General features: G+C 37.2%; 19 protein-coding genes, 1 tRNA gene and 3 pseudogenes. 15 read left to right on the forward strand and 8 right to left on the reverse strand.

Going from position 1 to position 25,912, the window contains the following annotated elements:
* Positions 1 to 66: 66 nt before the first annotated feature.
* The 5 genes from rsmH to NBW36_RS01430 all read left to right on the forward strand — a co-directional run bounded on the left by rsmH (position 67) and on the right by NBW36_RS01430 (position 5,603).
* Positions 67 to 990 carry a 16S rRNA (cytosine(1402)-N(4))-methyltransferase RsmH gene (rsmH, locus tag NBW36_RS01410; RefSeq protein ID WP_250238627.1) on the forward strand — a complete coding sequence of 308 codons (924 nt, stop codon included), beginning with the start codon at positions 67 to 69 and terminating at the stop codon, positions 988 to 990.
* Positions 991 to 1,047: 57 nt separating this feature from the next.
* Positions 1,048 to 1,776 (forward strand): ZIP family metal transporter, encoded by a 729-nt coding sequence (locus NBW36_RS01415; RefSeq protein ID WP_250238629.1) that lies wholly within the window; start codon positions 1,048 to 1,050, stop codon positions 1,774 to 1,776.
* 125 nt (positions 1,777 to 1,901) lie between these two features.
* Positions 1,902 to 3,902 carry an NAD-dependent DNA ligase LigA gene (gene ligA / locus NBW36_RS01420; RefSeq protein WP_250238631.1) on the forward strand — a complete coding sequence of 667 codons (2,001 nt, stop codon included), beginning with the start codon at positions 1,902 to 1,904 and terminating at the stop codon, positions 3,900 to 3,902.
* Entirely contained in the window at positions 3,899 to 4,450 is a 552-nt protein-coding gene (locus tag NBW36_RS01425; protein ID WP_250238633.1) for a DUF6913 domain-containing protein, read from the forward strand. The genes ligA and NBW36_RS01425 overlap by 4 nt, the downstream gene beginning before the upstream one ends.
* Before the next feature lie 22 nt (positions 4,451 to 4,472).
* On the forward strand, positions 4,473 to 5,603 hold the full coding sequence (locus NBW36_RS01430) for a cysteine desulfurase family protein (RefSeq protein WP_250238634.1): 1,131 nt from the start codon (positions 4,473 to 4,475) through the stop codon (positions 5,601 to 5,603).
* An 81-nt stretch (positions 5,604 to 5,684) separates the two neighbouring features.
* Here NBW36_RS01430 and NBW36_RS05495 read toward each other — a convergent pair.
* Positions 5,685 to 6,378: pseudogene (locus tag NBW36_RS05495) on the reverse strand (transposase).
* A 632-nt stretch (positions 6,379 to 7,010) separates the two neighbouring features.
* On the opposite strand from NBW36_RS05495, the pseudogene NBW36_RS01445 reads away from it, so the two are divergent.
* A pseudogene (locus NBW36_RS01445) lies at positions 7,011 to 7,892 on the forward strand (IS982 family transposase).
* Positions 7,893 to 8,089: 197 nt separating this feature from the next.
* Here NBW36_RS01445 and rnhA read toward each other — a convergent pair.
* From rnhA to NBW36_RS01465, 4 genes are all read right to left on the reverse strand, one after another.
* A complete protein-coding gene (rnhA, locus tag NBW36_RS01450; RefSeq protein ID WP_250238638.1) occupies positions 8,090 to 8,545 on the reverse strand; it encodes a ribonuclease HI in 456 nt (151 codons plus the stop codon).
* A gap of 28 nt (positions 8,546 to 8,573) precedes the next feature.
* The gene (locus tag NBW36_RS01455) at positions 8,574 to 10,295 is read right to left on the reverse strand and encodes an Ig-like domain-containing domain (protein WP_250238640.1); all 1,722 of its coding nucleotides are present in this window, start codon (positions 10,293 to 10,295) and stop codon (positions 8,574 to 8,576) included.
* 21 nt (positions 10,296 to 10,316) lie between these two features.
* Positions 10,317 to 10,393 (reverse strand) — tRNA-Ala (locus NBW36_RS01460).
* 54 nt (positions 10,394 to 10,447) lie between these two features.
* The gene (locus NBW36_RS01465; RefSeq protein WP_250238647.1) at positions 10,448 to 11,932 is read right to left on the reverse strand and encodes a glycine--tRNA ligase; all 1,485 of its coding nucleotides are present in this window, start codon (positions 11,930 to 11,932) and stop codon (positions 10,448 to 10,450) included.
* A 218-nt stretch (positions 11,933 to 12,150) separates the two neighbouring features.
* Here NBW36_RS01465 and NBW36_RS01470 point away from each other — a divergent pair, with 218 nt between their 5' ends.
* Both NBW36_RS01470 and NBW36_RS01475 read left to right on the forward strand, forming a co-directional pair.
* Positions 12,151 to 12,900, forward strand: a complete 750-nt coding sequence (locus tag NBW36_RS01470) for a UDP-2,3-diacylglucosamine diphosphatase (protein ID WP_250238649.1) — start codon at positions 12,151 to 12,153, stop codon at positions 12,898 to 12,900.
* 90 nt (positions 12,901 to 12,990) lie between these two features.
* Positions 12,991 to 14,022: a rod shape-determining protein gene (locus NBW36_RS01475; RefSeq protein ID WP_250238651.1), complete on the forward strand. Its 1,032-nt coding sequence runs from the start codon at positions 12,991 to 12,993 to the stop codon at positions 14,020 to 14,022.
* Positions 14,023 to 15,142: 1,120 nt separating this feature from the next.
* Here the strand turns inward: NBW36_RS01475 and NBW36_RS01480 are convergent.
* Positions 15,143 to 16,168 carry an IS5 family transposase gene (locus NBW36_RS01480; RefSeq protein WP_250237574.1) on the reverse strand — a complete coding sequence of 342 codons (1,026 nt, stop codon included), beginning with the start codon at positions 16,166 to 16,168 and terminating at the stop codon, positions 15,143 to 15,145.
* Between the two features lie 143 nt (positions 16,169 to 16,311).
* Here NBW36_RS01480 and NBW36_RS01485 point away from each other — a divergent pair, with 143 nt between their 5' ends.
* Positions 16,312 to 17,586, forward strand: a complete 1,275-nt coding sequence (locus NBW36_RS01485) for an IS4 family transposase (RefSeq protein ID WP_250238652.1) — start codon at positions 16,312 to 16,314, stop codon at positions 17,584 to 17,586.
* 284 nt (positions 17,587 to 17,870) lie between these two features.
* The gene (locus NBW36_RS01490) at positions 17,871 to 18,236 is read left to right on the forward strand and encodes an IS110 family transposase (protein ID WP_250238653.1); all 366 of its coding nucleotides are present in this window, start codon (positions 17,871 to 17,873) and stop codon (positions 18,234 to 18,236) included.
* A 236-nt stretch (positions 18,237 to 18,472) separates the two neighbouring features.
* On the opposite strand, the gene NBW36_RS01495 is transcribed toward NBW36_RS01490, so the two are convergent.
* Positions 18,473 to 19,354 carry an IS982 family transposase gene (locus tag NBW36_RS01495; protein ID WP_250238654.1) on the reverse strand — a complete coding sequence of 294 codons (882 nt, stop codon included), beginning with the start codon at positions 19,352 to 19,354 and terminating at the stop codon, positions 18,473 to 18,475.
* Between the two features lie 116 nt (positions 19,355 to 19,470).
* Between NBW36_RS01495 and NBW36_RS01500 the strand changes: the two genes are divergently transcribed.
* Together NBW36_RS01500 and NBW36_RS01505 are read left to right on the forward strand one after the other, a co-directional pair.
* Positions 19,471 to 19,848, forward strand: coding sequence for a transposase (locus NBW36_RS01500; protein WP_256465601.1), 378 nt, complete (start codon positions 19,471 to 19,473; stop codon positions 19,846 to 19,848).
* 108 nt (positions 19,849 to 19,956) lie between these two features.
* Positions 19,957 to 20,511, forward strand: a pseudogene (locus tag NBW36_RS01505) (IS3 family transposase); the annotation flags it as partial.
* A gap of 240 nt (positions 20,512 to 20,751) precedes the next feature.
* Here the strand turns inward: NBW36_RS01505 and cysS are convergent.
* Complete coding sequence (gene cysS, locus NBW36_RS01510; protein ID WP_250238655.1) at positions 20,752 to 22,239, reverse strand: cysteine--tRNA ligase; 1,488 nt, start codon at positions 22,237 to 22,239, stop codon at positions 20,752 to 20,754.
* Positions 22,240 to 22,379: 140 nt separating this feature from the next.
* Here cysS and NBW36_RS01515 point away from each other — a divergent pair, with 140 nt between their 5' ends.
* From NBW36_RS01515 to NBW36_RS01525, 3 genes are read left to right on the forward strand one after another with little or no spacing between them, the layout of a single operon-like run.
* Positions 22,380 to 23,936, forward strand: coding sequence for a Do family serine endopeptidase (locus NBW36_RS01515; RefSeq protein ID WP_250238656.1), 1,557 nt, complete (start codon positions 22,380 to 22,382; stop codon positions 23,934 to 23,936).
* Positions 23,937 to 23,981: 45 nt separating this feature from the next.
* Positions 23,982 to 24,572 carry an LPS export ABC transporter periplasmic protein LptC gene (gene lptC / locus NBW36_RS01520; RefSeq protein ID WP_250238657.1) on the forward strand — a complete coding sequence of 197 codons (591 nt, stop codon included), beginning with the start codon at positions 23,982 to 23,984 and terminating at the stop codon, positions 24,570 to 24,572.
* Positions 24,573 to 24,578: 6 nt separating this feature from the next.
* Entirely contained in the window at positions 24,579 to 25,718 is a 1,140-nt protein-coding gene (locus tag NBW36_RS01525; protein ID WP_250238659.1) for a UDP-N-acetylglucosamine--N-acetylmuramyl-(pentapeptide) pyrophosphoryl-undecaprenol N-acetylglucosamine transferase, read from the forward strand.
* The last annotated feature ends 194 nt before the right edge of the window (positions 25,719 to 25,912 follow it).

Here is a 25,912-nt window from a genome sequence, read left to right on the forward strand (position 1 = left end):
TTATTTGTATTTTCAAAGGGTCTCATTATCTTTATAAATAGTTTAAAAATCTACAATTTTTAATGCATGGTTACAACTATTTCAGAGAACTACCATATGCCAGTAATGGTAGATGAAGTGATGAAAGGATTGGCTATAGTACCAACAGGGCACTATGCAGACCTTACTTTTGGAGGAGGGGGCCATGGAAGAAGAATAGTTGAATCGCTTTCCAGCGGCTATTTATTTGCCTTTGATAAGGACCCAGAGGCTGCTAAAATGGCCCTCTTGTTTAGAGGTAAGCCTTTCACCTTTATCAGAACATCATTTCGGTTTGTAAAGGAGTTTATAAACTTTTATGGAATCAGACAATTAGATGGTTTACTGGCAGATTTAGGCACCTCTTCGCACCAAATAGATACCCCAGAACGTGGTTTTTCTACTCGATTTGATGGCGTATTGGATATGAGGATGGATCCAAATGTCGCACATTCGGCGCAGAGGGTGGTGAATACCTATTCAGTAGAACAGTTGGCTTATATATTGCATTTTTATGGGGAAGTGGTCCGCTCAACTGCTATTGCCAAGGCCATTATAAAGGCACGCAACCGTGCACCTATTGCAACGACCTATCAGTTGAAAGCTATTATTGAGCCATTTGCCCCTAAACTAAAAGTAAATCAGTACCTTGCAAAGGTATTTCAAGCCTTTCGTATTGAAGTGAATGATGAGCTTGGTGCATTAGAGAGGTTGTTAAAGCATAGTGTTGAATTGATTAAACCTAAAGGGCGTTTGGCCATTATTGCTTATCACTCTTTGGAGGATCGATTCATTAAAAACTTTTTTAATACAGGAAATGTGTTGGGACAAGTGCAAAAAGATGCTTATGGTAATCTAGTACGTCCTTTTGTTCCACTACAAAAAAAGCCTTTTTTACCTTCTATAGAGGAGGTAGGTAGAAACAGTCGTGCCCGAAGTGCACGATTACGGGTAGCTGTACGTGTTGCATAACCCTATTGAACTAGGGGATATAAGATCTATCGATCTTTTAATGAGCATGAATTGATAATGGTTGTAGCGTTTTTTGCACTTTTTCTTTCAGCATTACTAGGTGGCCTAGTCGTTATTGCGCAATGTTCCATTAACATTTTACCACATTTGCTAACTTTTTCGGGTGGTTACTTATTGGCAAACACTTTTTTGCATCTAATGCCTGAGCTCTTTATTTCTAAGGTTATGGCCATTCATGTTGGGGGCTATATCATGATTGGATTTTTTTTGCAGCGTTTTATTGAAACCTTTAGCGCTGGCGTAGAGCATGGCCATTCTATTGCTCCAGCTTCAGGCCACTATTGTGTAAAAAACTATAAAATACTTTCTTTTTTAACTTCTATAGCATTGCATGCGCTCTTAGATGGTACCCTTTTGGCCCATGGTCATGCCGATCATGCTACCCAAGAGGGGCTTTTACTTGGCATGATGCTTCATAAATTTCTAGAGGCGGTTGCTTTAATGATTGTGTTGAGTGGATTTACCCTATCCGTACGACGGATGTTGTTCTATTTAACGCTGTTTGCTTTAGCCGCTCCAGTAGGGTTGTGGCTAAGTAGCTATGCCAACCATTATATTTCTGATTATGGTAGTATCATATTATTATCCATTGTAACCGGTAATTTTTTATACATTTCGGCTACTATGCTTTTTGAAGCAAGTCCCAATCATCATTCGAACCAGCTTACGTTGTGGATCAGTTTACTTGGAGCTACCCTCGCGGCATTGGTCGAATTTTTATTGTAGTTGGCTAGGTTGAGGCCTATCTGTGTCAGGTCACTGGCAAAATGGGTAGTGCTGTCAGAAGGCTGAGTAGATGCCTTGAAGCTAGAAAAGAATAGGTTAAGTTTTATATATGCAGTAACTCATCCATGGAACAGTCCGATATCAGTCAGGAAATCAAACGTTTAGTAGATTTAATGCACTACTACAATGAATGTTATTTTCAAAAGGGGATTGCTGAAATCTCCGATTATGCATATGACCAATTATTGGAACGGTTGACTCAATTGGAGCAGGCCTACCCGCATTTAAAGCGCCCTGACTCTCCAACTGAAGTGATTGGAGATCGACCTTCTAAAGGTTTTGCAGTGGTCTATCACCAAACCCCTATGCTCTCTTTAGCTAAAACCTATTCAGAAAAAGAAATAGAGCAATTTGTTGTAAGGGTAAAAAAAATGCTTCCAAATGCAACTGTAGATTTTATATGTGAACCTAAAATAGATGGCGTTGCATTAAGTATCCTTTATGAAGAGGGCGATTTGGTACGTGCGGTAACACGTGGTAATGGTCAAAAAGGAGATGATGTAACCCACCATGTGACCCAATGTTTGCACTTGCCCCAAAAAATTCAAGGTGCCCCATGTTCCTCATTTGAAGTACGTGGGGAAGCCTTTATGTCCAAAACTGTTTTTAAAGCATTAAATAGTAGACGTAAAGCAGAAGGAGAACCCTTATGGGCTAATCCCCGTAACCTTGCAGTAGGCACATTAAAAACATTAGATGTAGATTTAGTTAAGGAACGTCAATTGACATTTTATGGGTATAGTTTTTATGCCTCATCTTATCATTGTGCTACTCAAGAAGCAGCTCTAGTGTTGCTAGATAGACTAGGTTTTTCTATTGCACCTACTTATAAAGTATGTCATAATGTTATGGAAATAATGACCTACATCCATTATTGGGCGCAACATAGAAAAGAATTACCTGTCGATATAGATGGAATCGTGATAAAAGTAAATAACCTCCATCAGCAAGGTATTGTGGGTATGACTTCAAAATCGCCCCGTTGGGCCATTGCCTATAAATATCAACCAGAGATGGCCTATTCCACCTTAAACAAGGTCAGTTTTCAGGTAGGCAGAACAGGTGCGGTTACGCCAGTAGCCCATTTTAGTCCAATTCCATTGGCGGGCACTATGGTGCGTCGTGCATCTTTGTATAATGCAGATGAACTAGTTAGGCGAGATCTTTATTTGGGCGATACGATTTTTATTGAGAAAGGAGGGGAGATTATTCCCAAGGTAGTAGGTGTAGATAGGACGCGCCGCAATACAACCAGCAAGCCCATTGTTTTTATTGGTGCTTGCCCTGCTTGTGGCACACCACTCCATCGAGCACCAGGAACAGTTGCTTACTATTGCCCCAATAAGCAACAATGTTTGCCGCAATTAAAAGGCACCTTATTGCATTTTTCCCATCGAAAAGCTATGGATATTGGTACATTAGGACCTAAAACGTTTGATGCGTTGTTGGAGGCTAAATTGGTGCAAACTGCAGCAGATCTTTATAGATTGCGTTACGAGGCGGTCAATAGTTTGGAAGGATTTCAAGCGTTATCCACACAAAAATTATTATCTAATATTCAGACGTCCAAAACAAAACCTTTTGATAACGTATTGTTTGCTTTGGGCATTAAACATATAGGGGAGACGGTAGCCAAGAAACTAGCTGTACATTTTAGGTCTATGGAGCGTTTGAAAAGGGCTACTGAAGCAGAGCTGTTACAGTTACCAGATATTGGGGAGAAAATTGTGCAGAGTATATTGGATTACTTCCAGGACCCTTACCAACAAGCCATTCTTCGTGGGCTTCAAATTGCGGGACTGCAGTTTGCGCTACCAGAAACAGTTGATACCTTCTTGCCTTTATCCTCAAAAAATTTTGTTATTTCGGGTACCTTTCAAAAATTTACAAGAGAGGAATTGACTAAATTAATTGAACAAGCAGGAGGAAGGGTATTGTCTGCTATGTCTGCTAAGGTCGATTATTTAGTAGCAGGGATCAAAGCTGGTCCATCAAAGTTGGCCAAGGCAATGCAATGGACGATTCCCATTTTAGAAGAAAATGATCTTATAAAGATGATACAATGATGCGTCTATACTTAAGTTTTAAGTTTTTTGTTTTAGGCATTGTTACCCGTTTTGTCTCAAAAAATAAGACTGCTGTGCGCAGTAATGTAGGGTTAAACCAAGCAACCACCATAGGCGTACTGTATAGCTATGAGGGTCCCGCCAAGCATGAAGTTGTACAACGTTTTATTCGAGATTTAAAAAATTTGGATAAAAAAGTTAGTGTGCTTTGTTACACTACAGCAAAAGACTGCGTACATGCCAGCAGTAATTTACGCTATGCTTTTGGACATAATGCCATTACTATTTTGGGGAAGGTAAAAAGTGACCGTATAAAAAAGTTTATAGAGACTTCTTTTGACTATTTGTTTCACTTAGATTTGCATACGAATGCAGTGTTAGATTGTATTGTAGCCAAGCATCACACCAAATGCCGTGTAGGTCATTTTGACCCTATGCGTAAAAATTTATTTGAAGTGATGGTACAGGTAAGTCGGACCACTCCAGTTGAAGACATTAAAAGGCTGGCCCGTCAGATGTTGCACTATACAGGATGTATGGAGGGGTAAAGAATGTAAAAGTGTGATATAAATGCCTATTATGGATATCTATTTAGATCATGCAGCTACTACCCAATTAGATCCAGAAGTATTGGCCTCTATGATGCCTTATATGGCCAATTTATGTGGCAACCCTTCTTCTGTGCATCGTTATGGTTGCCATGCAAAAGCAGCCATTGAAAAAGCCAGAAAAAAAATAGCTGGATTATTCGATGTTGCGCCTTCTGAAATATTGTTTACCTCTGGAGGCACAGAGGGGAATAATATGCTATTAAGGGGGATTATAGATGCCATGCACATTATGCATGTGTTGACTTCTCCATTGGAGCATCTTGCCGTACGGATGCCACTAGAAGCGTTAGCCAAGCAGGGGAAGATTAAATTATCCTATGTGCGGGTCAACCAAACTGGAGACTTCATGTTGGATGAAGTAGAGCAGTGGCTAAAGGGACATCCTCATGCTTTGGTGAGTTTTATGCAGGTCAATCACGAAATCGGCAATATAACAGATATCGTGGCCATGGGGCAGCTTTGTCGAAAATATGGCGCATTTTTGCATTCAGATACGATTCAAGGCATCTATTGTTGTATTGCTGATTTCTTATCTTGCCACCTTGCCCTTGTCTCTGCCCATAAAATACATGGACCTAAAGGTATTGGCTTTGTCTATGTTGATGCTAAAGTTTCTGTTGCACCCCTTATTACTGGAGGTAGTCAAGAGTTAAATATGCGCGGAGGCACCGAAAATGTAGCCCATATTGTTGGAATGGCTAAAGCATTGGAAATCGCTTTCCGAGATAGGGGAAAAGTGGTTGCACATTTGTTAGCTATTAAGCAGCATATGATCGCGTTACTAAAAACACATATGCCCAATATAACCTTTAATGGCCATAGCGAAAGCTTAACCCAAAGCAGTCCCAACCTATTAAATATTTCATCGCCTGACTGGAAAGAGCATAATATGCTGATTTACAATTTGGATATTCATGGTATAGCGGCTTCTACAGGAAGTGCTTGTACCAGTGGTAGTGCTTTGGGTTCGCCCGTTATAGCTGCTTTGCAAAAAGAAACCAACCATGCCATACGTTTTTCCTTCAGCAAATATACTACCTGTGCAGAAGTTGAAGAAACAGTTGCCCTTTTGGTGCAACTAGTGTCCTGAAAAAATCGGACAAAAAAGTATACTGGACTGATTTATTCGGACATTTTTTTCTTAATTTTATTTTCTATTTTTTCCCATTTGCTAGTCCAGCAATTTTACATGGTTAAGATAGACGTTCATAGATTTTTGATAATTAATACTAGAATAAAACCTTTGGTAATTGTATTTAGTAATGTACCTGTTAATTCCCTCTTTTAACACTTTAATATTTTTAAAATCATTGATAAATATGGAATTATATTTTAGGGTTGTAAAAAATATTTCCATTACAATATTATCAATGCTTCTACCTCTGCCATTCATAGAGATTTGAATATTATGCCTTTTTAATAAGTCTGTATGCTTAACAACCACTTAATTCCCTAGCTTTGTAATATATCAAAGAGTCATGTATCGATAATAATGCACATTGTCTTGCCTTGGATAAGTTGGGAAGCTTGGATCTGACAAGACTTTGCTTATTTAGTAAATCCAAGCTCTTTAGCTTTCCCACTGCCCAATCTCGCTCAACGGTAGCCTTTCCTAAAGCCTTCTCAAGTGCATCGTTTTGATGCTTAAGTGTGCTAATTTCCTCTTTATACACACTAACAACCTTTGATGGATCAAAGGCTATAGAGGCATTCTCTAAAAATTGACACTTCCAATTTTGAAGGGTTTTACTAGTGACGCCATATTTGGAAGACAGCTCAACTAGCGTTAAATCTTCTTTTAGTAAAGCGAATACTATCTTAGTTTTTTCTTCCGAACTAAAATGCCTAATCTTATTTCTACCCATCTGATTAATTTATTGTATGACTCTAAAAACGTGAGTTCGGGATTAGATTATTTTTTCATTTGATAATCAATATTAATAAAAATTTATAAAATTTGTTTTATAGACAGTTAAATAGGTAGTTGAATAACAAATAATTCTGATAATCAGTTTATTACATATATTATATTTATAAAATTAGATATAAAAACTTGTTAAATAGGTGCAAATATTAACTAAATAATTGATATTAAATTGTTGTAAATCAGTCAAATAAATCCAGAACTCACGTGATTATACTGGACTGAAAAAATCTGACAAAAATATTTTAATTTATTTTCCGTATCGTTTAGTTTTAACGTGAGTTCTGGATTTATTTGACTGATTTACAACAATTTAATATCAATTATTTAGTTAATATTTGCACCTATTTAACAAGTTTTTATATCTAATTTTATAAATATAATATATGTAATAAACTGATTATCAGAATTATTTGTTATTCAACTACCTATTTAACTGTCTATAAAACAAATTTTATAAATTTTTAACCTGAGTTCGGGATTAGCTTGTTAAAAAATAGCTTTAAAAAGCTTCTTTGTGTTTTAAATTTGGAGATAAAAAAATACTAACCAGATTATCCAAAGGAGCCAGTTATGAATGTAGAAAAGTTAGTTGAAATATATTATGCTGTTAATGAATTTCTCATAAAGTTTATGCCGTATATGGAAAAACAACTGTTAACCAACTCTAAAAGAAAACCCACTAGAACTTGTTCATTAACTTTGAGTGAAATAATGACTGTTCTTATTGCCTTTCATGTGATTGGTTTTAGAAATTTTAAGTTTTATTATGTTCATTCACAGAAATTTCATTCTAGTGAATTTGGAAAGTTAGTAAGCTAGAATAGATTTGTAGAACTGATCCAAAGAACGTTAGCTCCCTTGTACTGTTTTACACAAAGTCTTTCTAAAACAAAAACAGGTTGTTATTTTATGGATGCAACAGCCATCAAGGTTTGCCATATCAAAAGAGCCTATACGCACAGGGTTTTTAAATCGATTGCTACTAAAGGTAAAACCAGCACCGGTTGGTTTTTTGGATTAAAGTTACACTTGATAGTCAATGATTTAGGAGAAATTATGAATTTTCAACTGACCACAGGTAAAACTAATGATAGGCTTCCTGTAGAAAATTTGTGTAAACACTTGATGGGTAAAATGTTTGCCGATAAAGGTTACATAAGCAAAGATTTATTTAAAAAACTGATCGAGAAAGGCGTGGAACTCATTACCCAGATCAGAAAAAATATGAAAAATGCTTTTATGCCACTCTGGGATAAACTGATGCTTAGAAAACGATCTATAATTGAAACTATTATAGATCAGCTCAAAAATATTAGCCAGATAGAACATTCCAGGCATAGAAGCATACTTAATTTTCTAGTCAATTTGATAGCTGGAATTACAGCTTATGCACTAAAAGAGAAAAAACCTTCTATAACTAATATATATATGACTGGTTCACAATACGTCTAATCCCGAACTTAGGTTGATATTGATTATCAAACGAAAAAATAATCTAATCCCGAACTCATGTTAATCCAAATTTCACTTAAAAGAAAAGCCTATACTAAGGAAAATATAGACGCGACGGAACCGTTTTTTCTTATGTATGGGGTCCTTTTGAATATGGAAAATTATTGTTCGTATGACGGATACGGATATAAAGTAATTTATATTCCTTGCATACTTTCGTAATAGCTGTCTGCCAGCAGATTGGTATAGCTACTAGCTACAGCGAGCTGATCACAACGTTCATTCTCATAGTAGCCAGCATGGCCCTTCACCCAACGAAAATGAACAAGATTTTTTTGATAGACTATCCAAAAACGTTTCCATAGATCAGGATTTTTTTTATTTTTAAAATCTATTTTGATCCAATTTTTAAGCCATCCTTTTTCTATAGCATCTATTACATATTTGGAATCGGAATAGATCGTAACCTCTTGTTCGGTCTGCTTTAAGGCTTCTAAGCCTATGATAACAGCTAACAGTTCCATTCGATTATTGGTTGTTTTTCTGTAGCCTTGGGATAGTTGTATCGTATAGTTATTGTGCTTTAGGATAACGCCATACCCACCCGGACCTGGATTACCTCTAGAAGCACCATCTGTGTAGATATGAATCATCTAAAATAATTGTAATGGCCATAATCGCTTAAAATTTAAAGTCGACACCCGTTACATCCCAGTTTTCTATCACATTAATTTCCTTTTCGTAAAAAATTACTGGGTTCGGCTCAATGTTTTGAAGTACATCCCCAGGCGACCATTCCTCTTCCCCTTCATTGAGCACCAATAAACGCATTCTATAGGAACCAGGCATAATCATTTTAAATTGGTAACTTTTTGCATTCCGAATGGCATCTACGCATTCATCTTTTTGATTCAGTAACTCAATAATGAAATAGGCCGTAGTGGTCTCTACAATTCCTGAAATGGTTCCTGTTTCATCTTTTTTTCTAAGTGGATAGGTTTGACTAATCTTTTTATGGGTTGATTGATCAAATGCCATACAAGCACCTGGTTCTATCTGTAAAGCAACCACCTGCTTTATACTTTTACCCTTATGGTCTCTTTCTTCCTCTTGTATGGCAAACTGCATGATCTCTTCTGGAGTGAAATGTTTCCGTATGGTCAGTTTGGTTCGATTTCCGTTCCACGTCCATTCCCCTTGCTTAAGTGCAATGTTCTGTTGATTTTTACATTCAAAATAAATTAATGCTTCGTTAAATTCTTTGATGGGTTTGTTAAATACAATGGATTCTGTAAAATCAGGCAGTATAGAAGGAAGTACGCGTGGCGATAGGCTATAGCTTAGACTTGTTTTGTCTGTTTTTCCTTCCTTGAAGTGAATAAGTATATTTTTTTCTAATGACCTATGCAAAGCATCCTCAGCCTTTAATTTAACCTTCAAGGTATCTCCTTCTAGGAGACCAAAAGTATTGTAAATAGCGATTACTTTAGGTGATTGCTCTGAAAGAAAGCTATAGATTGCTGGCTTCCCCTTTGTCCCTACCGTTTGAAGGGGTATCACTTGATAGTTGGTTATGGCTTTGTTAAAAACTATTTCAAAAAATCCTTTTTGGGGCGTACTACGTAGTAATTTTAAATCACGCACATCAGCTGTTATAAGCGGGAGTACAATATCTTCTCGAGCGTCGTTCAAATCGATGGGATTTTTTAAAAATCCATAGTTATCTTTTTCATAATCAATTTTATAGGTGTTGTCTTTCCCAGTAGTAGCCCGTATATAATACTTGCCCAAGTGTATGCAGCTTATGGTAAAATTTCCATCTTGATCAGCTGTGGTATAATAATCCGGTATACCTTTTTCCTGCCATTCTTTAGGATCTCGTTCTGCACTATAGAGATAGACCCTCACATCCCCTATTGGTTTATTGGTTAATAGTGCTTTTATTTTTCCCTTAACGGTAATGGGATCTATAAAAGAGCCTGTACTAAAGGTTAACACCTCACCAGTAGCCTTGGTACCCTCATGTGTGTCTTTAACTGCTTTACTAAAGTGGATGGAGTAGGTAGTTTCCTTTTTTAGAGGAACATTTAGCTTAAGTTGTAAGGTTTTTTCATATACGGTATAGGTGTAGGGCTGTTTATTTTTCGGTTGATCTAACTTGGGCATAATCAGCAAATTATTGTAAGGGTTTTCAACAGCAATATCTTTATTGAAGGTAAGTCGGATGATTTTACGCTTAAAATTTAATGCGCCGCCTTCTGGAAACGTACGAACTAGTTTAGGCGGGCTTTCATCAGGAGGGCCACCTTCTGGTTCCTGTACCGAGACACAGGAAACAATAGGCACGAGTAATACATACCTGAAATGAAACAGCCGCAAAATTGCGGCAATGAATTTAAGCATCATTAAAGTATAAGCTTTGTCTGGTGGAGAATGGGGGACTCGAACCCCCGACCTTCTCGATGCCATCGAGACGCTCTAACCAACTGAGCTAATCCCCCTAGCATGGGCACCATGCAACGATACCAATATTTCTTAAATAAATCAAGTATAATCTACTTTTTCAGCTGTAATAGCAGTGATTTTATACTAGTTGTAGCATGTAAGTGGCCAGCTATTTGAGCCACGTTGATGCGATGTTGTGCCATAGAATCGCGTTCACGGATAGTAACGGTTTCATCTTCTAAGGTTTGGTAGTCAATGGTAATACAATAAGGAGTACCGATAAGATCTTGTCTGGTATATCGCTTGCCAATGGATTGGACCTCTTCATAAATAAGCGGGAAGTTATATTTGAGCTGATCAAATAGTGCTAGAGCTTTTTGGGCTAATCCATCCTTTTTTACCAATGGGAAAATAGCTGCTTTAATAGGTGCTAATGGAGGTGGAAACTTTAAATAGGTTCTGTTCCCTTTTTCATCTGCTGGGTTATGCTCTTTTTCTAAAGCATTACTCAGCAACATTAAAACCAATCGGTCAAGCCCTGCAGAAGTCTCTATTACGTATGGTGTGTAACTCTTTTTCAGATCAGGGTCAAAGTATTGCAATTTCTTTTTGGCATAATGTGCATGGCTTCTTAGGTCAAAGTCTGTTCTAGAGTGGATCCCCTCTACTTCTTTACATCCAAATGGGAATGCATATTCAATGTCAACTGCAGCGGCTGCATAATGTGCCAGCTGTTGATGAGGATGTATGTGGATCTTTTGCTGGTTAATACCTAAGCTGCTATACCAAGCTTTACGTGTTGCTTGCCAATAGTCGAACCAACTTTTTTCTGTTCCAGGTTGAATAAAAAACTGCATTTCCATTTGTTCAAACTCACGCATACGGAAAGTAAATTGACGGGCTACAATTTCATTCCGAAATGCTTTCCCAATTTGGGCAATTCCAAAAGGAACTTTCATCCGTGCTGTTTTTTGGACATTCAAAAAATTGACAAAAATACCCTGTGCCGTTTCTGGTCGCAAATAAATAGTGGTAGCATCATTTTGTCCACCCACTTGAGTGGAAAACATAAGGTTAAATTGACGCACGGGGGTCCAATGGGTGGTCTTAGATAGGGGGCATGCAATAGCGAAGGCTTGCAGGAGCTGATCCAAGCCAGATAGGTTACCAGTTTGTAAACAAGCCTCCATCTCTTTCATTAAGGCGTCTGCTTGAGCAGACTTTCCTTGAGCCGCTAACTGCATGGCATGCTCCTCTATAAGTAGATCCACGCGATACCGCTTTTTGGAATCCTTATTGTCGACCATTGGGTCTGTAAATCTATCTATATGACCAGAGGCCTTCCAGGTAGTAGGGTGCATCATAATCGCCGCATCAATCCCTACAATATTTTGATGTAGTTGGGTCATGCTTTGCCACCAGAAGTTTTGTAAATTCCGCTTTAGTGCTACGCCATAAGGACCATAATCATAAATAGACTGCAAGCCGTCATATATTTCACTAGATGGATAGATAAAACCATAGGCTTGCGCATGGCCAATCAATTCTTTAAATGTATGGGTTGAGTGATCTAAAGCAGCATCTGTAGTAGACATCTATCTATTGGGTTATGATGAACACTTTTTAGGAACCTTTCCTAAGTTTGTACAATGGGCATTCTAATGCCCTTGATTGTTGTAGCCCAAAGCTAATGATTTTTCTTAAATTAAATTTAAAGCTTATTTTATGGCAACCTAAAAAATCAGTCCGTTGAGCCTATTATTTTATTTGGTTGGGGTTGGTCTTAAAGATGTATGCTTTTTAACTTAAAGCTTTGATACAAATAACAAAATTAGAGCAGAAAATATTTTTTATATCAGATTTGCACCTACCACTTCGGCCCAGTGGGGTAGGTCATGCTCCCCAACTAGAGGATAAAGTACTAGATTGGTTGGCTTATATAAAGCCACAAGCACAGGCACTATTTTTACTAGGAGATATCTTTGACTTTTGGTTTGAGTATAAACATCTTGTCCCTAAAGGTGCCATTCGATTTCAAGCAAAACTTTGGGAGTTCTATAAAGCCCAGATACCTGTTTATTTTTTTTTAGGGAATCATGATGGGTGGTCTATAGATTATTTAACGCAAGAATGTGGTGTGCAGTTATTTAGAGAACCTGCATCCATTACCATTGCTAATAAGCGATTTTTGGTTGGGCATGGCGATACGTTTCATTCCACTATGCATTATACCATGCTCCGCACATTATATCATAGTGCTTGGTTCCAATCTTTTGTGCGGGCTTTGCCGCCTGATTGGGTGTATAATAGGGTATACCGTTATCTTACCAAGAAAAAATATACGAAACCTTCTTTTTTCCAAGAAAAGGACCGTATATTTCATTATTGTAAGGATAAGATAGAACCTTTTAATCACCACGAATTTTATATATTTGGTCATACACATTGTCCATATATAAAGGCGTTGAACCATTCAAGCAGTTATTGTAATCTTGGAGACTGGATTTCGCATGATACCTATGCTTGTTTTGATGGTGTAGCCCTTTCATTGCTTAAATTTTAAGACTATAATGGTATAGGTTATATGGTTGAGTAATCTTTTATTAAAAACTTTTTCGTTAATACAAACGCATCAACCTGTCAGTTATAACACATGGGAATTTGGAGTTATTTTTATATGGATATTGCGGTCGATCTAGGAACGGCTAATACTTTAATCATACACAATGATAAAATTGTTGTAGATGAACCATCTATTATAGCAATAGATCGAAACACGAATAAGATGATAGCAGTGGGGAAAGCTGCGATGCAAATGCATGAGAAAACGCATGATACGATAAAAACCATTAAACCGCTCAAGGATGGTGTAATTGCGGATTACCATGCAGCAGAGCTCATGATTCAAGGTATGATCAAGATGTTGTCTAAGAAAAAATTATCTTTGTTTACCCCCTTCTTTAATAGGATTATCATCTGCATTCCATCTGGTACCACTGATGTGGAAAAGAGAGCGGTTCGGGACTCTGCTGCCCATACGGGTGCCAAAGAAGTCTATATGATTTATGAGCCCATTGCGGCTGCTATAGGTATAGGCGTTAAGATTGGAGAGCCTGTTGGCTGTATGATTGTGGATATTGGTGGTGGCACAACAGAAATAGCCGTTATATCCTTATCTGGTATTGCATGTGATCAATCTATTAAAGTGGCAGGCAATGTTTTCAACAAAGATATACTGGACTACATGCGTAAGCAGCATAATCTGGTGATTGGAGAGCGTACTGCAGAACAAATTAAAATAGCCATAGGAGCTGTTTGGGTGGATTTAGCGAAACCACCAGCTGATTATGGAGTACATGGAAAAGACCTTATGACCGGTATTCCTAAGATTATATCGGTAAGCTATAGAGAGATAGCCGTTGCCTTAGAGGAATCGGCTGTAAAAATTGACGATGCGGTTCTAAAAGCATTGGAAATAGCTCCACCTGAATTGGCTTCTGATATATACAAAAATGGCATTCATTTAACAGGGGGTGGTGCCTTATTACGGGGCTTAGATAAACGGTTGCATCATATAACTAAACTTCCTGTCCATACTGCAGAAGAGCCCTTACAAGCAGTGGTGCGGGGCACGGGTGCTGCATTAAAAGATGTAGCAACCTACCGCAGTGTACTTATGAATTAGGGGCAAGGCATTTTGTATACTGGCCTGAAAAATTCGGACAAAAAAGATGATAATTTGTTTCTGTATATTTTAGTTTAATGATATTAAAATAGAGCTATCCAATGGTCAGAAATAAGATTAGGCATTTTAGTTCGGAAGAAAAGACTAAAAACGTGAGTTCGGGATTTATTTGACTGATTTACAACAATTTAATATCAATTATTTAGTTAATATTTGCACCTATTTAACAAGTTTTTATATCTAATTTTATAAATATAATATATATAATAAACTGATTATCAGAATTATTTGTTATTCAACTACCTATTTAACTGTCTATAAAACAAATTTTATAAATTTTTATTAATATTGATTATCAAATGAAAAAATAATCTAATCCCGAACTCACGTTAAAATAGTATTCGCTTTACTAAAAGAAGATTCCACACTGGTTGCATTATCGTCCAAATAGCGAGTAACGACTAAAACTATTCAAAATTGGAAACGTCAGTGTTTAGAAAATGCTTCAGTAGCCTTTGATCCATCAAAAATTGTTAGCGTTTATAAAGATGTAATACAGACTCTTAAGGATCAAAATGATGCACTGGCTAAAGCTTTAGGGAAGACTGCCGTTGAGCGAAATTGGGCAGTGGGAAAGCTAAAGAGCTTGGATGTATTAAGTAAGAAAAGTCTTGTTAATGTGAGTTCGGGATTTATTTGACTGATTTACAACAATTTAATATCAATTATTTAGTTAATATTTGCACTTATTTAACAAGTTTTTATATCTAATTTTATAAATATAATATATATAATAAACTGATTACCAGAATTATTTGTTATTCAACTACCTATTTAACTGTCTATAAAGCAAATTTTATAAATTTTCATTGATATTGATTATCAAATGAAAAAATAATCTAATCCCGAACTCACGTTAGCAGTATGTCTATAGCCTTGCTTATTCCGTCTTTAGAGGGGGCTTTTCTTTGCATTGTTTTAAGCGTTGAGGCCGTTGTGATAGATTTCTATTATAATATTTTTAGGGTTGTTTAGACTGATTTTTGGTATTAAAGTGGTATTAATTTTATTATTTATTGATTTTCATGTACTTTTATTGCATTTTAGACAGACCATTCCCCTAAAGACCTCTTAATATGATATTTGGCGACCTGTATAAGTTATAGGCTATTGCTTCGATAACGTGTTGCGTATGAGTTTTAGCAAGTCCTATGTAGCGAGCTCCTGAGCTTCGGAACCAACTTTTAATACTTCCAAATACACGTTCTACTTTATACCTGGTTTTAGCTACCAATGTATTAAACCGTTTAGCAGTAGGTGATAAAGGATTATTTCTAGTAGCTTTCTTCTGAATAGCTGATTTTAAGGCTTTATTCTTTAATAAGGTTTCATTAGGTGATCCGCTATAGCCCTTATCTGCATATAGCCTACTACCTACTTTTAGCTCTACTTTATCCAATAAGACTTGTAAATGAGCACTATCATGACTAGATGCTTTTGTGGTACTGACTGCTAGGACTAAGCCTTCTTTACTTTCCACAAGGATGTGACGCTTATACCCATAGTAGAGATTATCTCCTTTTTTTGTCCAACTCGCTTCTGGATCTACACCTTTTTGATAACTTTCGGCTACAGTTATAGTGCCATCTTCATGGAGATCATAGCTTTTTTTACCTTTAGGGCGCCTAGGGGTAGGCGTAATAGAGGCATCAACAACTGCACCATGTTGAACTAATACACCATGACTAGATAGTTGATCGTTAATTATTTTCAATAACCTTTCTAGGACCTGCTTCTCCGTAAGCGCAGTCCTAAACCTGCTTAATACGCTATGATCTGGAACAGAACTATCCATGGAAATACGACAAAATCTGCTGAAAGTGATACGATCATTTACTTCTTCTTCTACTTGATAGTCACTCAGAGCATACCATGTTTGAAGCAACAGCATTTTAAATAAAAGAAGCGGGCTATAAGCTGCCTTTCCTGATAAACACAAACCTTTAGGATAATACAAGAAAAGTTCTTTTTCTATTACTTGCCAAGTAATCAACTTATTAAGCTGATCGAAAAAAGTATGCTTACACTTACGTCGACTGGCTGAAATATCTGCAAAACTTAATTGATTATTTGTTTTGATGGCCATAACAATACTATTAAAAAGCTTAAGTTTAAACGATTAAAGAATCAACCTAATTTAACCATTGTATAACACTAAAAGTCACTTTTTATAACAAAGCTTAAAACTCTATTGCAACAACCTCAAAATATACTTTTTTATATAAAGACATGGTAGAGAAAGGGAAAAATATTATTTTACGAATTAAAGATACCATACACTTGCGTAAGTTTCCAGTGAAGCATTGTTTGGCAAAAAATAGTTTCACACGCAGGAGAAAACTTACATTTCCAGTGGTATTTTCTATGATTTTGAGGTTAGTTAAAAAAAGTTTAGGTATAGAGTGTGAACTTATGGAACCATCAACTTTTAAAATTCCCCCATCCAAGCAAGCTTTTTCAAAAGCAAGATATAAAATTGCTCATACAGGATTTAAAGAATTATTGGATTTAAGCCTTCAAACAGCTTATCAAGGTGATACCTCATATGGAACATGGAGAGGTTATAGAGTTATTGCTAGAGATGGCTCCTCAGTTCGCTTGCCTGGTTCTCAAGAAATCGTCTCTAAGTTTGGTCGCCTTAACCCGAATGGAACTACAGGCACTATGCCTTCATTGGCTAGAGGTTCCCTTTTCGTTGATTTATGTACTTCTCTGATTATCAGTGCACGTTTTGCACCTTGGCATGTGGGAGAGCAAACAATGGCAGAAGAACAATTACCTGAAGTAATTAACCAACTGCGTTCATTAGAGCAAGAAAAACTATTATTCATCTATGATCGTGGTTATATTTCAATAAAGTTTATTGAGCAACATAATGCTTGCCAAACAGACTTTATTTTTCGTGTGCAAGAAAAAAATTATACCAATCTATGGAAAATGGTTTCATCTGGTAAATCAGATTTTGATTTTATGTTGGCAAATAATTCCAAGACAATCGGCCAAAAAATAAGGGTCATAGCCCTTAGTTTACCCAACGACAAACTGGAAGTATTGGTTACCTCTCTTTTTGACCGAGAAAAATTTACTGCAGACGATATCAGCAAAGCATACCTATTAAGGTGGCACATAGAGGAGTGTTATAAACGACTTAAGATAGGTTCAGAATTAGAGAATTTCTCTGGAAAAAACTTAGATGCCGTACTACAAGAGTTTTGGGCACACTTAGTGATGTGTAATATACTATCACTTCATATGTGTGATAGACAAGGCGCTTGGAACCCAGACCAAATTGCTCAATATCGGTTAAACTTTTCCGTTTTATTTGGTGTAATGAGGCAGAAACTGTATCAGGTTCTTGTTGGCGATTGCTCTCCCAAAAGCTTTCAGAGACTTTTTAATAGAGCCAGTATACGTGCTAAAATTAAAATCCGGATAAGTCGATTATATAGTCGAGACAAGGTCGATAAACCTAGACGGAATCATGTTTTTAGAAGAGTTTGCTAACCAATAAACCCTTAAGTTGACGCCATTTCTTGTGCACCTCCTGAAATTTTATCTAAAGACCTTTCTGACTATAATGATTTTATTTGACCAACAAGGTCGTATGTTTATAGAGGAAAAAAAGACCTGGAAAAAGGCCGCCACAAGGTTGGTTATTTAGATACCGTTAAATACGTTGAGCCCCTAGGTCTTTCATCTTAAAAACTGAATAGTTCGGTAGGCCTTAAAGCCTGTATATGCGACGCTAGTTTAAAAGATGAATTAATATAGTATATATATAATAAGTTATGAAATACATAGGCATTGACCTAGGAAAAAGCAGCTTTGTAGCAGCTTTTCCCCAAGAGAAAGGATACCGTACCATCACCTATAAGAATGATCCCAAAGGAATTGAAACCTTTTTAGCTCAACTTGATAAAACAACGTATCACTGTGTCTTAGAAGCCACAGGCAACTATGGCGCTTTATTACTGCAGATACTTACAGAGCATGAAATAGTTGTGTCGATGGTCAATCCCAAGCAAACCAAACATTTTGCTCGGATGATGCTAGTTATAACTAAAACCGATAAGGTAGATGCCCAACTTCCCTTTATGGAGAAAAGATGCAGCCTGCCCCTTACAGAATGCCTCCCCAAAATATACAAGGGTTAAATCAACAAAAAACGCTTCTTGTTTAGCTAAAAAAACAACTTACTATGTTCTATAATCTCCTAGAGTCTTTTAATGTGTTGCCTCAAGCAGATGACTTCGCCTTAAGAACACTCAAGGAAACTATAGCCTGCCTGGAAGAACAAATAGAGCTTCTGGAGCAATAAATGCTTTCTATCACCCAGGAGAGCTATAATGAGCTCTATAAGCGCATTAGTTCTATTAACCTCAGTTCGGGATTAGACGTATTGTGAACCAGTCATATATATATTAGTTATAGAAGGTTTTTTCTCTTTTAGTGCATAAGCTGTAATTCCAGCTATCAAATTGACTAGAAAATTAGGTATGCTTCTATGCCTGGAATGTTCTATCTGGCTAATATTTTTGAGCTGATCTATAATAGTTTCAATTATAGATCGTTTTCTAAGCATCAGTTTATCCCAGAGTGGCATAAAAGCATTTTTCATATTTTTTCTGATCTGGGTAATGAGTTCCACGCCTTTCTCGATCAGTTTTTCAAATAAATCTTTGCTTATGTAACCTTTATCGGCAAACATTTTACCCATGAAGTGTTTACATAAATTTTCTACAGGAAGCCTATCATTAGTTTTACCTGTGGTCAGTTGAAAATTCATAATTTCTCCTAAATCATTGACTATCAAGTGCAACTTTAATCCAAAAAACCAACCGATGCTGGTTTTACCTTTAGTAGCAATCGATTTAAAAACCCTGTGCGTATAGGCTCTTTTGATATGGCAAACCTTGATGGCTGTTGCATCCATAAAATAACAACCTGTTTTTGTTTTAGAAAGACTTTGTGTAAAACAGTACAAGGGAACTAACGTTCTTTGGATCAGTTCTATAAATCTATTGTATCTTACTAACTTTCCAAATTTACTAGAATGAAATTGCTGTAAATGAATATAATAAGACTTAAAATTTCTAAAACCAATCACATGAAAGGCAATAAGAACAGTCATTATTTCACTCAAAGTTAATGAACAAGTTCTAGTGGGTTTTCTTTTAGAGTTGGTTAACAGTTGTTTTTCCATATACGGCATAAACTTTATGAGAAATTCATCAACAGCATAATATATTTCAACTAATTTTTCTACATTCATAACTGGCTCCTTTGGATAATCTGGTTAGTATTTTTTTATCTCCAAATTTAAAACACAAAGGAGCTTTTTAAAGCTATTTTTTAACAAGCTAATCCCGAACTTAGGTTATTAAGGGCATTGGAGATAGAACCGCTCTGGAGCTTATTGTTTCCACTGGAGGGGGGCAACATTTTCAAAGGGCCAAACAGTTCTCTAAGTTCATTGGCTTAGCTCCTAGTTATGAGCATTCAGGCTCTTCCATAAGGAAGAAGGGGCATATCAACCGTCATGGGAACTCCCAGCTGCGTTCTTTGCTCTATATGGCTTCTTGGTCTGCTATACGGTTTAATAAGGCGTGTAAAACATTTTATGAGAGATTAAAAGCCAGAAGAAAACCTGGGAAAGTGGCGCTTATTGCTGTCGCTAATAAACTGATTAGACAAGTGTTTGCTATTCTTAAGGACCATACTTGCTATATTGATGGGTACCTTTCTAAGCTGAAAGTAACTTCTTAGCAGTTAAGAGAAGACTTTTAGGAGCATCTTAAAGCGCTCTTGTTTGAGATTAATGAACCAAATAATTATAAAAATTTCTACGATCAGATTTGTTTTTTAACATAGTTCGTATATAGTTACTTGTTGGATAAATATTGGGTCAACGCTGGTACAACAAAGCAGGTGCATGTACCTAAACCGAATCAAGTTTGGAGTGGGGATATTACTTATATTCGCACCAGTATTGGGTTTATCTACCTCTCAGCTATTATAGATTGGCACAGTAAAGCCATATTGAGTTATAAGGTATCCAATACTATGGATACAACGCTTGTAATAGATACCTTGCAAGAGGCACTGAGTAAATATCCTCCACCAGAATGCTTTAATAGTGATCAAGGCAGTCAATATACTAGTCATAAGCATACAGACTTATTAAAAAGGCATAATATTCAAATTTCTATGAATGGCAGAGGTAGAAGCATTGATAATATTGTAATGGAAAGATTTTTTACAACCCTAAAATATAATTCCATATTTATCAATGATTTTAAAAATATTAAAGTGTTAAAAGAGGGAATTAACAGGTACATTACTAAATACAATTACCAAAGGTTTCATTCTAGTATTAACTATCAAAAACCTATGAACGTCCATCTTAACCATGTAAAATTGGTAGACTAGCAAATGGGAAAAAATAGAAAATAAAATTAAGAAAAAAATGTCCGAATAAATCAGTCCAGTATACCCTTAGAAGCATAGCAAAAATTATACCACCGACCTATCACAATGGCCTCTTTTTATCAAGCAAAAAGCAGCATATACATTCCTTTTTTACCATTAACTTGTATAGATACGCTTATTCAGGAAGAAAACAGCATATACATGGCTTAAGCCCCACCATTGGCTAAATAGATGTAAAAACTATTGGTATTCCCAACAGACGCCATTCGGGTGGTCCTTTATAGCAATGCCTATTTTATGGAGTGAGGTGCGTATAAAATCAATTTGATCGTAGCGCTGCGCTTCTTTAGCTTCTTGGTAAATGGTGCGCAATATTTCTAACGTTTGGTCAGTAGTGGATGGATGTTCCTCTTTTAAACCTAGTAGGTCGATCATAAAGGTCGTATAGGTACTACGTAATTGGTTGAATGCAGCTTTTGAAATCGAGCCATCATTCAGTGTGCCATTGTGCCATCCATTTATTTTTTTGAGTAAATTAAATAAATGCGCCAAAACCTTTGCCGTATTAAAGTCGTCATTGATAGCGCTATAGCAAGCTGCGCAATCTGCATAAATGGCTGCATCTAACGGCCCACTTGTTGTAGAGGGCTCTATTGCCTTGTGGTGGAGCCTTTCCAGGAGATGCAGGCCATTCATTAATTTACGATAGCCCTGATGGGCTGCTTTTAAGCCCTCTATGGTAATAGAAAGTGTGCTTCTGTAATGGGCCTGTAGCATAAAAAATCGAAATGCCATAGGACTGTAGGGCTCGTCTATGGCCAGATGGTTTCCTGTAAAAAGCTCATCTAGTGTAATAAAATTACCCAATGATTTTCCCATTTTTACACCATCAATGGTAACCAAGTTATTGTGGATCCAATAGGTAGCTAAATCTGTTTTTAAGGCAGCTTGTGCTTGTGCGATTTCACATTCATGGTGTGGAAAAAGCAAATCCATTCCTCCCCCATGAATGTCAAACTGGTTGCCTAAATACTTTACAGACATTGCAGTGCATTCAATGTGCCATCCAGGAAAACCCTCTCCCCAAGGAGAAGGCCAACGCATAATATGCATAGGGGTTGCTTTTTTCCATAAAGCAAAATCTACCCGTTGTTTTTTATCTGTTTGTTTGGCCAATGCACGCGTTCCTGAGCGGGTGGTTGCTATACTCCTTCCCGAAAGTTTACCATAATGATGCATTTGATTGTATTTGGCTACATTAAAATAGACAGATCCATCTATTATGTAGGCTAAGCCATGTTGAATGATTTGTTCAATCATGGCAATTTGTTCCAAAATATGTCCGCTTGCGCAGGGCTCAATGCTAGGGGGTAATACATTAAGCTGTTCCATGTTTTTATGATAGGCATGGGTGTAGCGTTGCGCTACCTCCATAGGACTGATCTCCTCCAGCTTGGCTTGTTGTTGTATTTTGTCTTTTCCTTCATCTAAATCTCTTTCCAAATGGCCTACATCCGTAATGTTGCGTACATAACGAACTTTGTAGTTCAAATGTTGTAGATAACGAAAGATGATATCAAAGGTAATAGCCGCACGTGCATGACCTAGATGTGCCTTTCCATAAACCGTTGGGCCACACAGATACATGCCTACAAAAGGCGGCTTGAGTGGCTGAAACATTTCTTTTTGCCTGGTTAAGCTGTTGTAGATCCGTAATATTTGATGCATCTTTGTATAGGTGAAAAATATTTTAGATTTTTGTTAGCGCGCTGTGTGCTTATTTGCATAGTGGGCGGATAGTACTAGTATAAGGTCCCTTTAGGGCTCAAGGAAAAAGATGATGGTAAAAATACAAAAATAAAATTCCTATGTACGACCAATTTAGTAAACAGGTTGCAGGTAAAAAGGTGGTTAGTGCTGTTGTTGTGGTTGCATTGGGCGTATCTCTATCGTTGGCCAGCCCTTATGCAAGGAGTAAAAACGAAGGCTTAGTTCCTGTTACCTCTGTGCAGCAGGTTGCTGCTGTGGAGCCCCGTCAACCATTGGGAAAAAGCCCATTGGGATCAGAAGGTAAAGCTTTGTTGACAACCCTACCTGATTTTACCTATGCAGCTAGAGTGGCTACACCAGCCGTGGTGCATATAAAAGCATCTCAGCATCCTAAATTACTTAGACGAGAATCTCTTAGTCCTAGTCCTTTAGAGCAGTTTTTTAGAGAATTTTTTGGAGACGGATTATTGGTGCCTAAAGAATATGAACGACCTGCCCAAGAGTCTTCTGGGTCTGGGGTGATTTATACTAGTAATGGATATATTATTACCAATAACCATGTGGTTGAGGGAGCTGATCAAATAGAAGTAAAATTAAATGATAATCGGCTTTATAAAGCAAAATTAGTTGGTTCAGACCCTCTTACTGATTTAGCACTTTTAAAAATTGAAGCATCTGGTCTGCCTGCTTTAGTGCTGGGTAGTTCGGATAAATTAGAAGTAGGGGAGTGGGTTTTGGCTGTTGGTAATCCCTTTAACTTGTATTCTACGGTTACCAAAGGGATTGTAAGTGCTAAATCTAGATCTTTAGAGACCCTTGGTAGCGGAAAATTAGGTATTCAATCTTTTATTCAAACTGATGCAGCGATTAACCATGGTAATAGTGGTGGCGCGTTGGTTAATATATATGGGGAATTGGTAGGCATTAATACAGCTATTTGTTCTTCAAGATCAGTTTCCTTTATAGGATATGGCTTTGCTATACCTTCTTCCTTGGTAAAAAAAGTGGCTGATGATTTCATCCAGTATGGTGTTGTACAACGGGTATTATTGGGTGTAACCATTCGGGATGTCGATGCTGAATTGGCTAAAAAATTAGGCTTAAAGATAATTAGTGGTGTCTATGTTGATGCAGTTAAAGACAATAGTCCTTGTGCAAAGTTATTGCAAAAAGAAGATGTGATTACCCAAATCAATAGCCGTCTAATTCATAAAAGTTCAGAGTTGCAAGAAGTAATAGGTTGTGCTAAGCCGGGTGATAAGGTAACCATTACCCTATATCGTAGGGGACAAGAGAAGTGTATTAACGTGCTGTTGGAAAAACAACCTGATGCGATACAAACTGTGCGAAAAGAGGGTACACTGCAGGTGGAAGGTGCTATTTTTCAAAATGTGGATGAAAAAATAAAAGCGAAACTGAAACTTTCTGGTGGGGTGCTAGTGCAGGAGGTTGCCAAAGGAAAATTTCAAGCTGCTGGCCTTAAAAAAGACTATATTTTACTTGCTTTTGATAAGCAACCTGTTAAGAATATAGCGGACTTAGATGAAATGATTCGACGTACTACCGAGCCTGTTCTGATACAGGTTCTGGAACCTAATCAAGGGGGGATCTATTATTTGGCAGTCGAGTTGGGCACCCCTCATGGGGAGCGATAACGCTTAGTATATCCTTTTTTATGGCTGGTATATACTATTTTTAGTATGATGATCAGAAAAAATTGCTCTTTTAAGCTTACTTATAGAGGCAATGGCCTTGTAGGGCTATTGTACTTTTTTATAATGGGGTGTTGCACGCCAATATATGCAGATTTTCAGGAAGGAGTGCCTCTATTGGAAACGACTCGATTTGAGCTATTGGCTACAGATGGTGGTAGGTTATATGCAACCATTAAGGCAGGTGAGATGTGTCAATATGAAAATGGAAATGTAGCATTAGCAGGTGGTATAGAAATCGTTTTATGGGCCAATACAGTGGATCAAGAGGAGGGTCCTACACACATTCAAGCCGATACCCTCTCTTATAGCAAGGAAAAAGACCTTTGTATGATAGCAGGCAATGTGCTGGTTAGTAAACCACAGCAATCATTAAGCATGCATACGGAGCAGTTGTGGTACGATACAAAGCAAGAAATAATATTTACAGAATGGCCCATCGTAATAACAGACAAAGGGCATGTGTTAAGAGGGAGTGGGTTGCGTGCTACAAAGGATTTAACCAAATATACAGTTACTGGTACTAGTGGAACAGTAGAAATAAAGCAAGAAACAGTTTTAGGGGCTAATCCATTATAATATTTTATGCGTGTTTTGATAGGTTGTGGGGGTACCGGGGGGCATATTTATCCTGCTATAGCTACTGCTGATGGCATTAAAAGCAAGTTTCGAGATGCAGTGTTCTTGTTTGTGGGTGCAAAAGGGGGTAGGGAAGTGGGATTGGTAGTTGCTGCCGGTTATTCAATTAAGCCAATCAGTATACGGGGGTTTCAAAGAAAAAAGGTCCTTAAAAATGTATGCTTTCCCTTTCTTCTTTTCAAAAGTCTCTATCAAGCAAGGTCTATTATTCAATCATTTAAGCCTGATGTCGTTATTGGAACGGGCGGATATGCCTCTTTTCCTACGCTATTTGTAGCTGCTATGCAAAAGATTCCTACGCTTATTCAAGAACAAAATAGCGTGGTTGGGTTAACCAACCAATTCCTTGTTAGATTGGTAAGTAAGATTTGTACAGGCTATCCAGATGTGGTTTTGCCTTGTGTCAAGGAAAAAGTAGTATTTACGGGTAATCCCATACGTTCTGCACTCTGTACTTTCCAAGAAGACCAAATGGATGCGCTTGAGTATTTTGGTTTTTCTGGCTTTCAGGAAAGAAAATGCCTACTTGTGATTGGTGGCAGCGGAGGTGCAAGTGTATTGAATACAACGATCCTAGAATGGAGGGCACAATTGTGCGCCTTAGATATGCAAGTTATATGGATAACGGGCGAGCGGTATTTTGAGTCTATTAAAAAAGCCATGAAGGACTATCGTTCTATAAAATGTTATCCATTTTTAAGTAATATGGAGATGGCGTATGCAGCGGCGGATATTGTTGTTTCTAGAGCTGGCGCCTTATCTATTGCAGAGCTTTGTGTAAGGAGAAAACTGACCATTTTGGTGCCATCATCCAATGTAGTAGGGGACCATCAAACGAAGAATAGTTTGCCATTGGCTGATCAGGGAGCGGTTATATGTATTACAGACCAGGAATGTCCCTTTTTACTCATCCCTAAGGTAATGGAATTATTGAATGATGAGGCGCAATCATTAGAACTCGTCCAACGCATGGAGCCTTTTGCTGCATTACATGCAGGTGCGCAGGATAAAATAGCCGATGTAGTGGTTGATTTGGTAAAATCGAACGCTGATTGCGGTCCATCTAAATCTCTTGATTTCAACTAATGCATGCTGTTTTTATGTGATCTGTAAAATATACCTGCCCCCAAGCCTAAGCTCATATTCCGCACCAGGATCATAGATAAATTTTAATTTAATCTTTTGTAAATTAATTGGATTGAATTTTTCTGTCATTAGTTTACTAATGTATTCGAATGTTAAAAGAAGAACAAATTATAGGCAGCTTAGTCCTAGATCAT

The sequence above is a fragment of the Cardinium endosymbiont of Oedothorax gibbosus genome (assembly GCF_936981045.1).
GTDB lineage: Bacteria > Bacteroidota > Bacteroidia > Cytophagales > Amoebophilaceae > Cardinium.

Bases quoted from the DNA above. Each gene is read 5' to 3' on its own strand.
- rsmH (WP_250238627.1), top strand. From the start codon at position 67: ATGGTTACAACTATTTCAGAGAACTACCATATGCCAGTAATGGTAGAT.
- NBW36_RS01415 (WP_250238629.1), top strand. From the start codon at position 1,048: ATGGTTGTAGCGTTTTTTGCACTTTTTCTTTCAGCATTACTAGGTGGC.
- ligA (WP_250238631.1), top strand. From the start codon at position 1,902: ATGGAACAGTCCGATATCAGTCAGGAAATCAAACGTTTAGTAGATTTA.
- NBW36_RS01425 (WP_250238633.1), top strand. From the start codon at position 3,899: ATGATGCGTCTATACTTAAGTTTTAAGTTTTTTGTTTTAGGCATTGTT.
- NBW36_RS01430 (WP_250238634.1), top strand. From the start codon at position 4,473: ATGCCTATTATGGATATCTATTTAGATCATGCAGCTACTACCCAATTA.
- rnhA (WP_250238638.1), bottom strand. From the start codon at position 8,545: ATGATTCATATCTACACAGATGGTGCTTCTAGAGGTAATCCAGGTCCG.
- NBW36_RS01455 (WP_250238640.1), bottom strand. From the start codon at position 10,295: ATGCTTAAATTCATTGCCGCAATTTTGCGGCTGTTTCATTTCAGGTAT.
- NBW36_RS01465 (WP_250238647.1), bottom strand. From the start codon at position 11,932: ATGTCTACTACAGATGCTGCTTTAGATCACTCAACCCATACATTTAAA.
- NBW36_RS01475 (WP_250238651.1), top strand. From the start codon at position 12,991: ATGGGAATTTGGAGTTATTTTTATATGGATATTGCGGTCGATCTAGGA.
- NBW36_RS01480 (WP_250237574.1), bottom strand. From the start codon at position 16,168: ATGGCCATCAAAACAAATAATCAATTAAGTTTTGCAGATATTTCAGCC.
- NBW36_RS01485 (WP_250238652.1), top strand. From the start codon at position 16,312: ATGGTAGAGAAAGGGAAAAATATTATTTTACGAATTAAAGATACCATA.
- NBW36_RS01490 (WP_250238653.1), top strand. From the start codon at position 17,871: ATGAAATACATAGGCATTGACCTAGGAAAAAGCAGCTTTGTAGCAGCT.
- NBW36_RS01495 (WP_250238654.1), bottom strand. From the start codon at position 19,354: ATGAATGTAGAAAAATTAGTTGAAATATATTATGCTGTTGATGAATTT.
- cysS (WP_250238655.1), bottom strand. From the start codon at position 22,239: ATGCATCAAATATTACGGATCTACAACAGCTTAACCAGGCAAAAAGAA.
- NBW36_RS01515 (WP_250238656.1), top strand. From the start codon at position 22,380: ATGTACGACCAATTTAGTAAACAGGTTGCAGGTAAAAAGGTGGTTAGT.
- lptC (WP_250238657.1), top strand. From the start codon at position 23,982: ATGATGATCAGAAAAAATTGCTCTTTTAAGCTTACTTATAGAGGCAAT.
- NBW36_RS01525 (WP_250238659.1), top strand. From the start codon at position 24,579: ATGCGTGTTTTGATAGGTTGTGGGGGTACCGGGGGGCATATTTATCCT.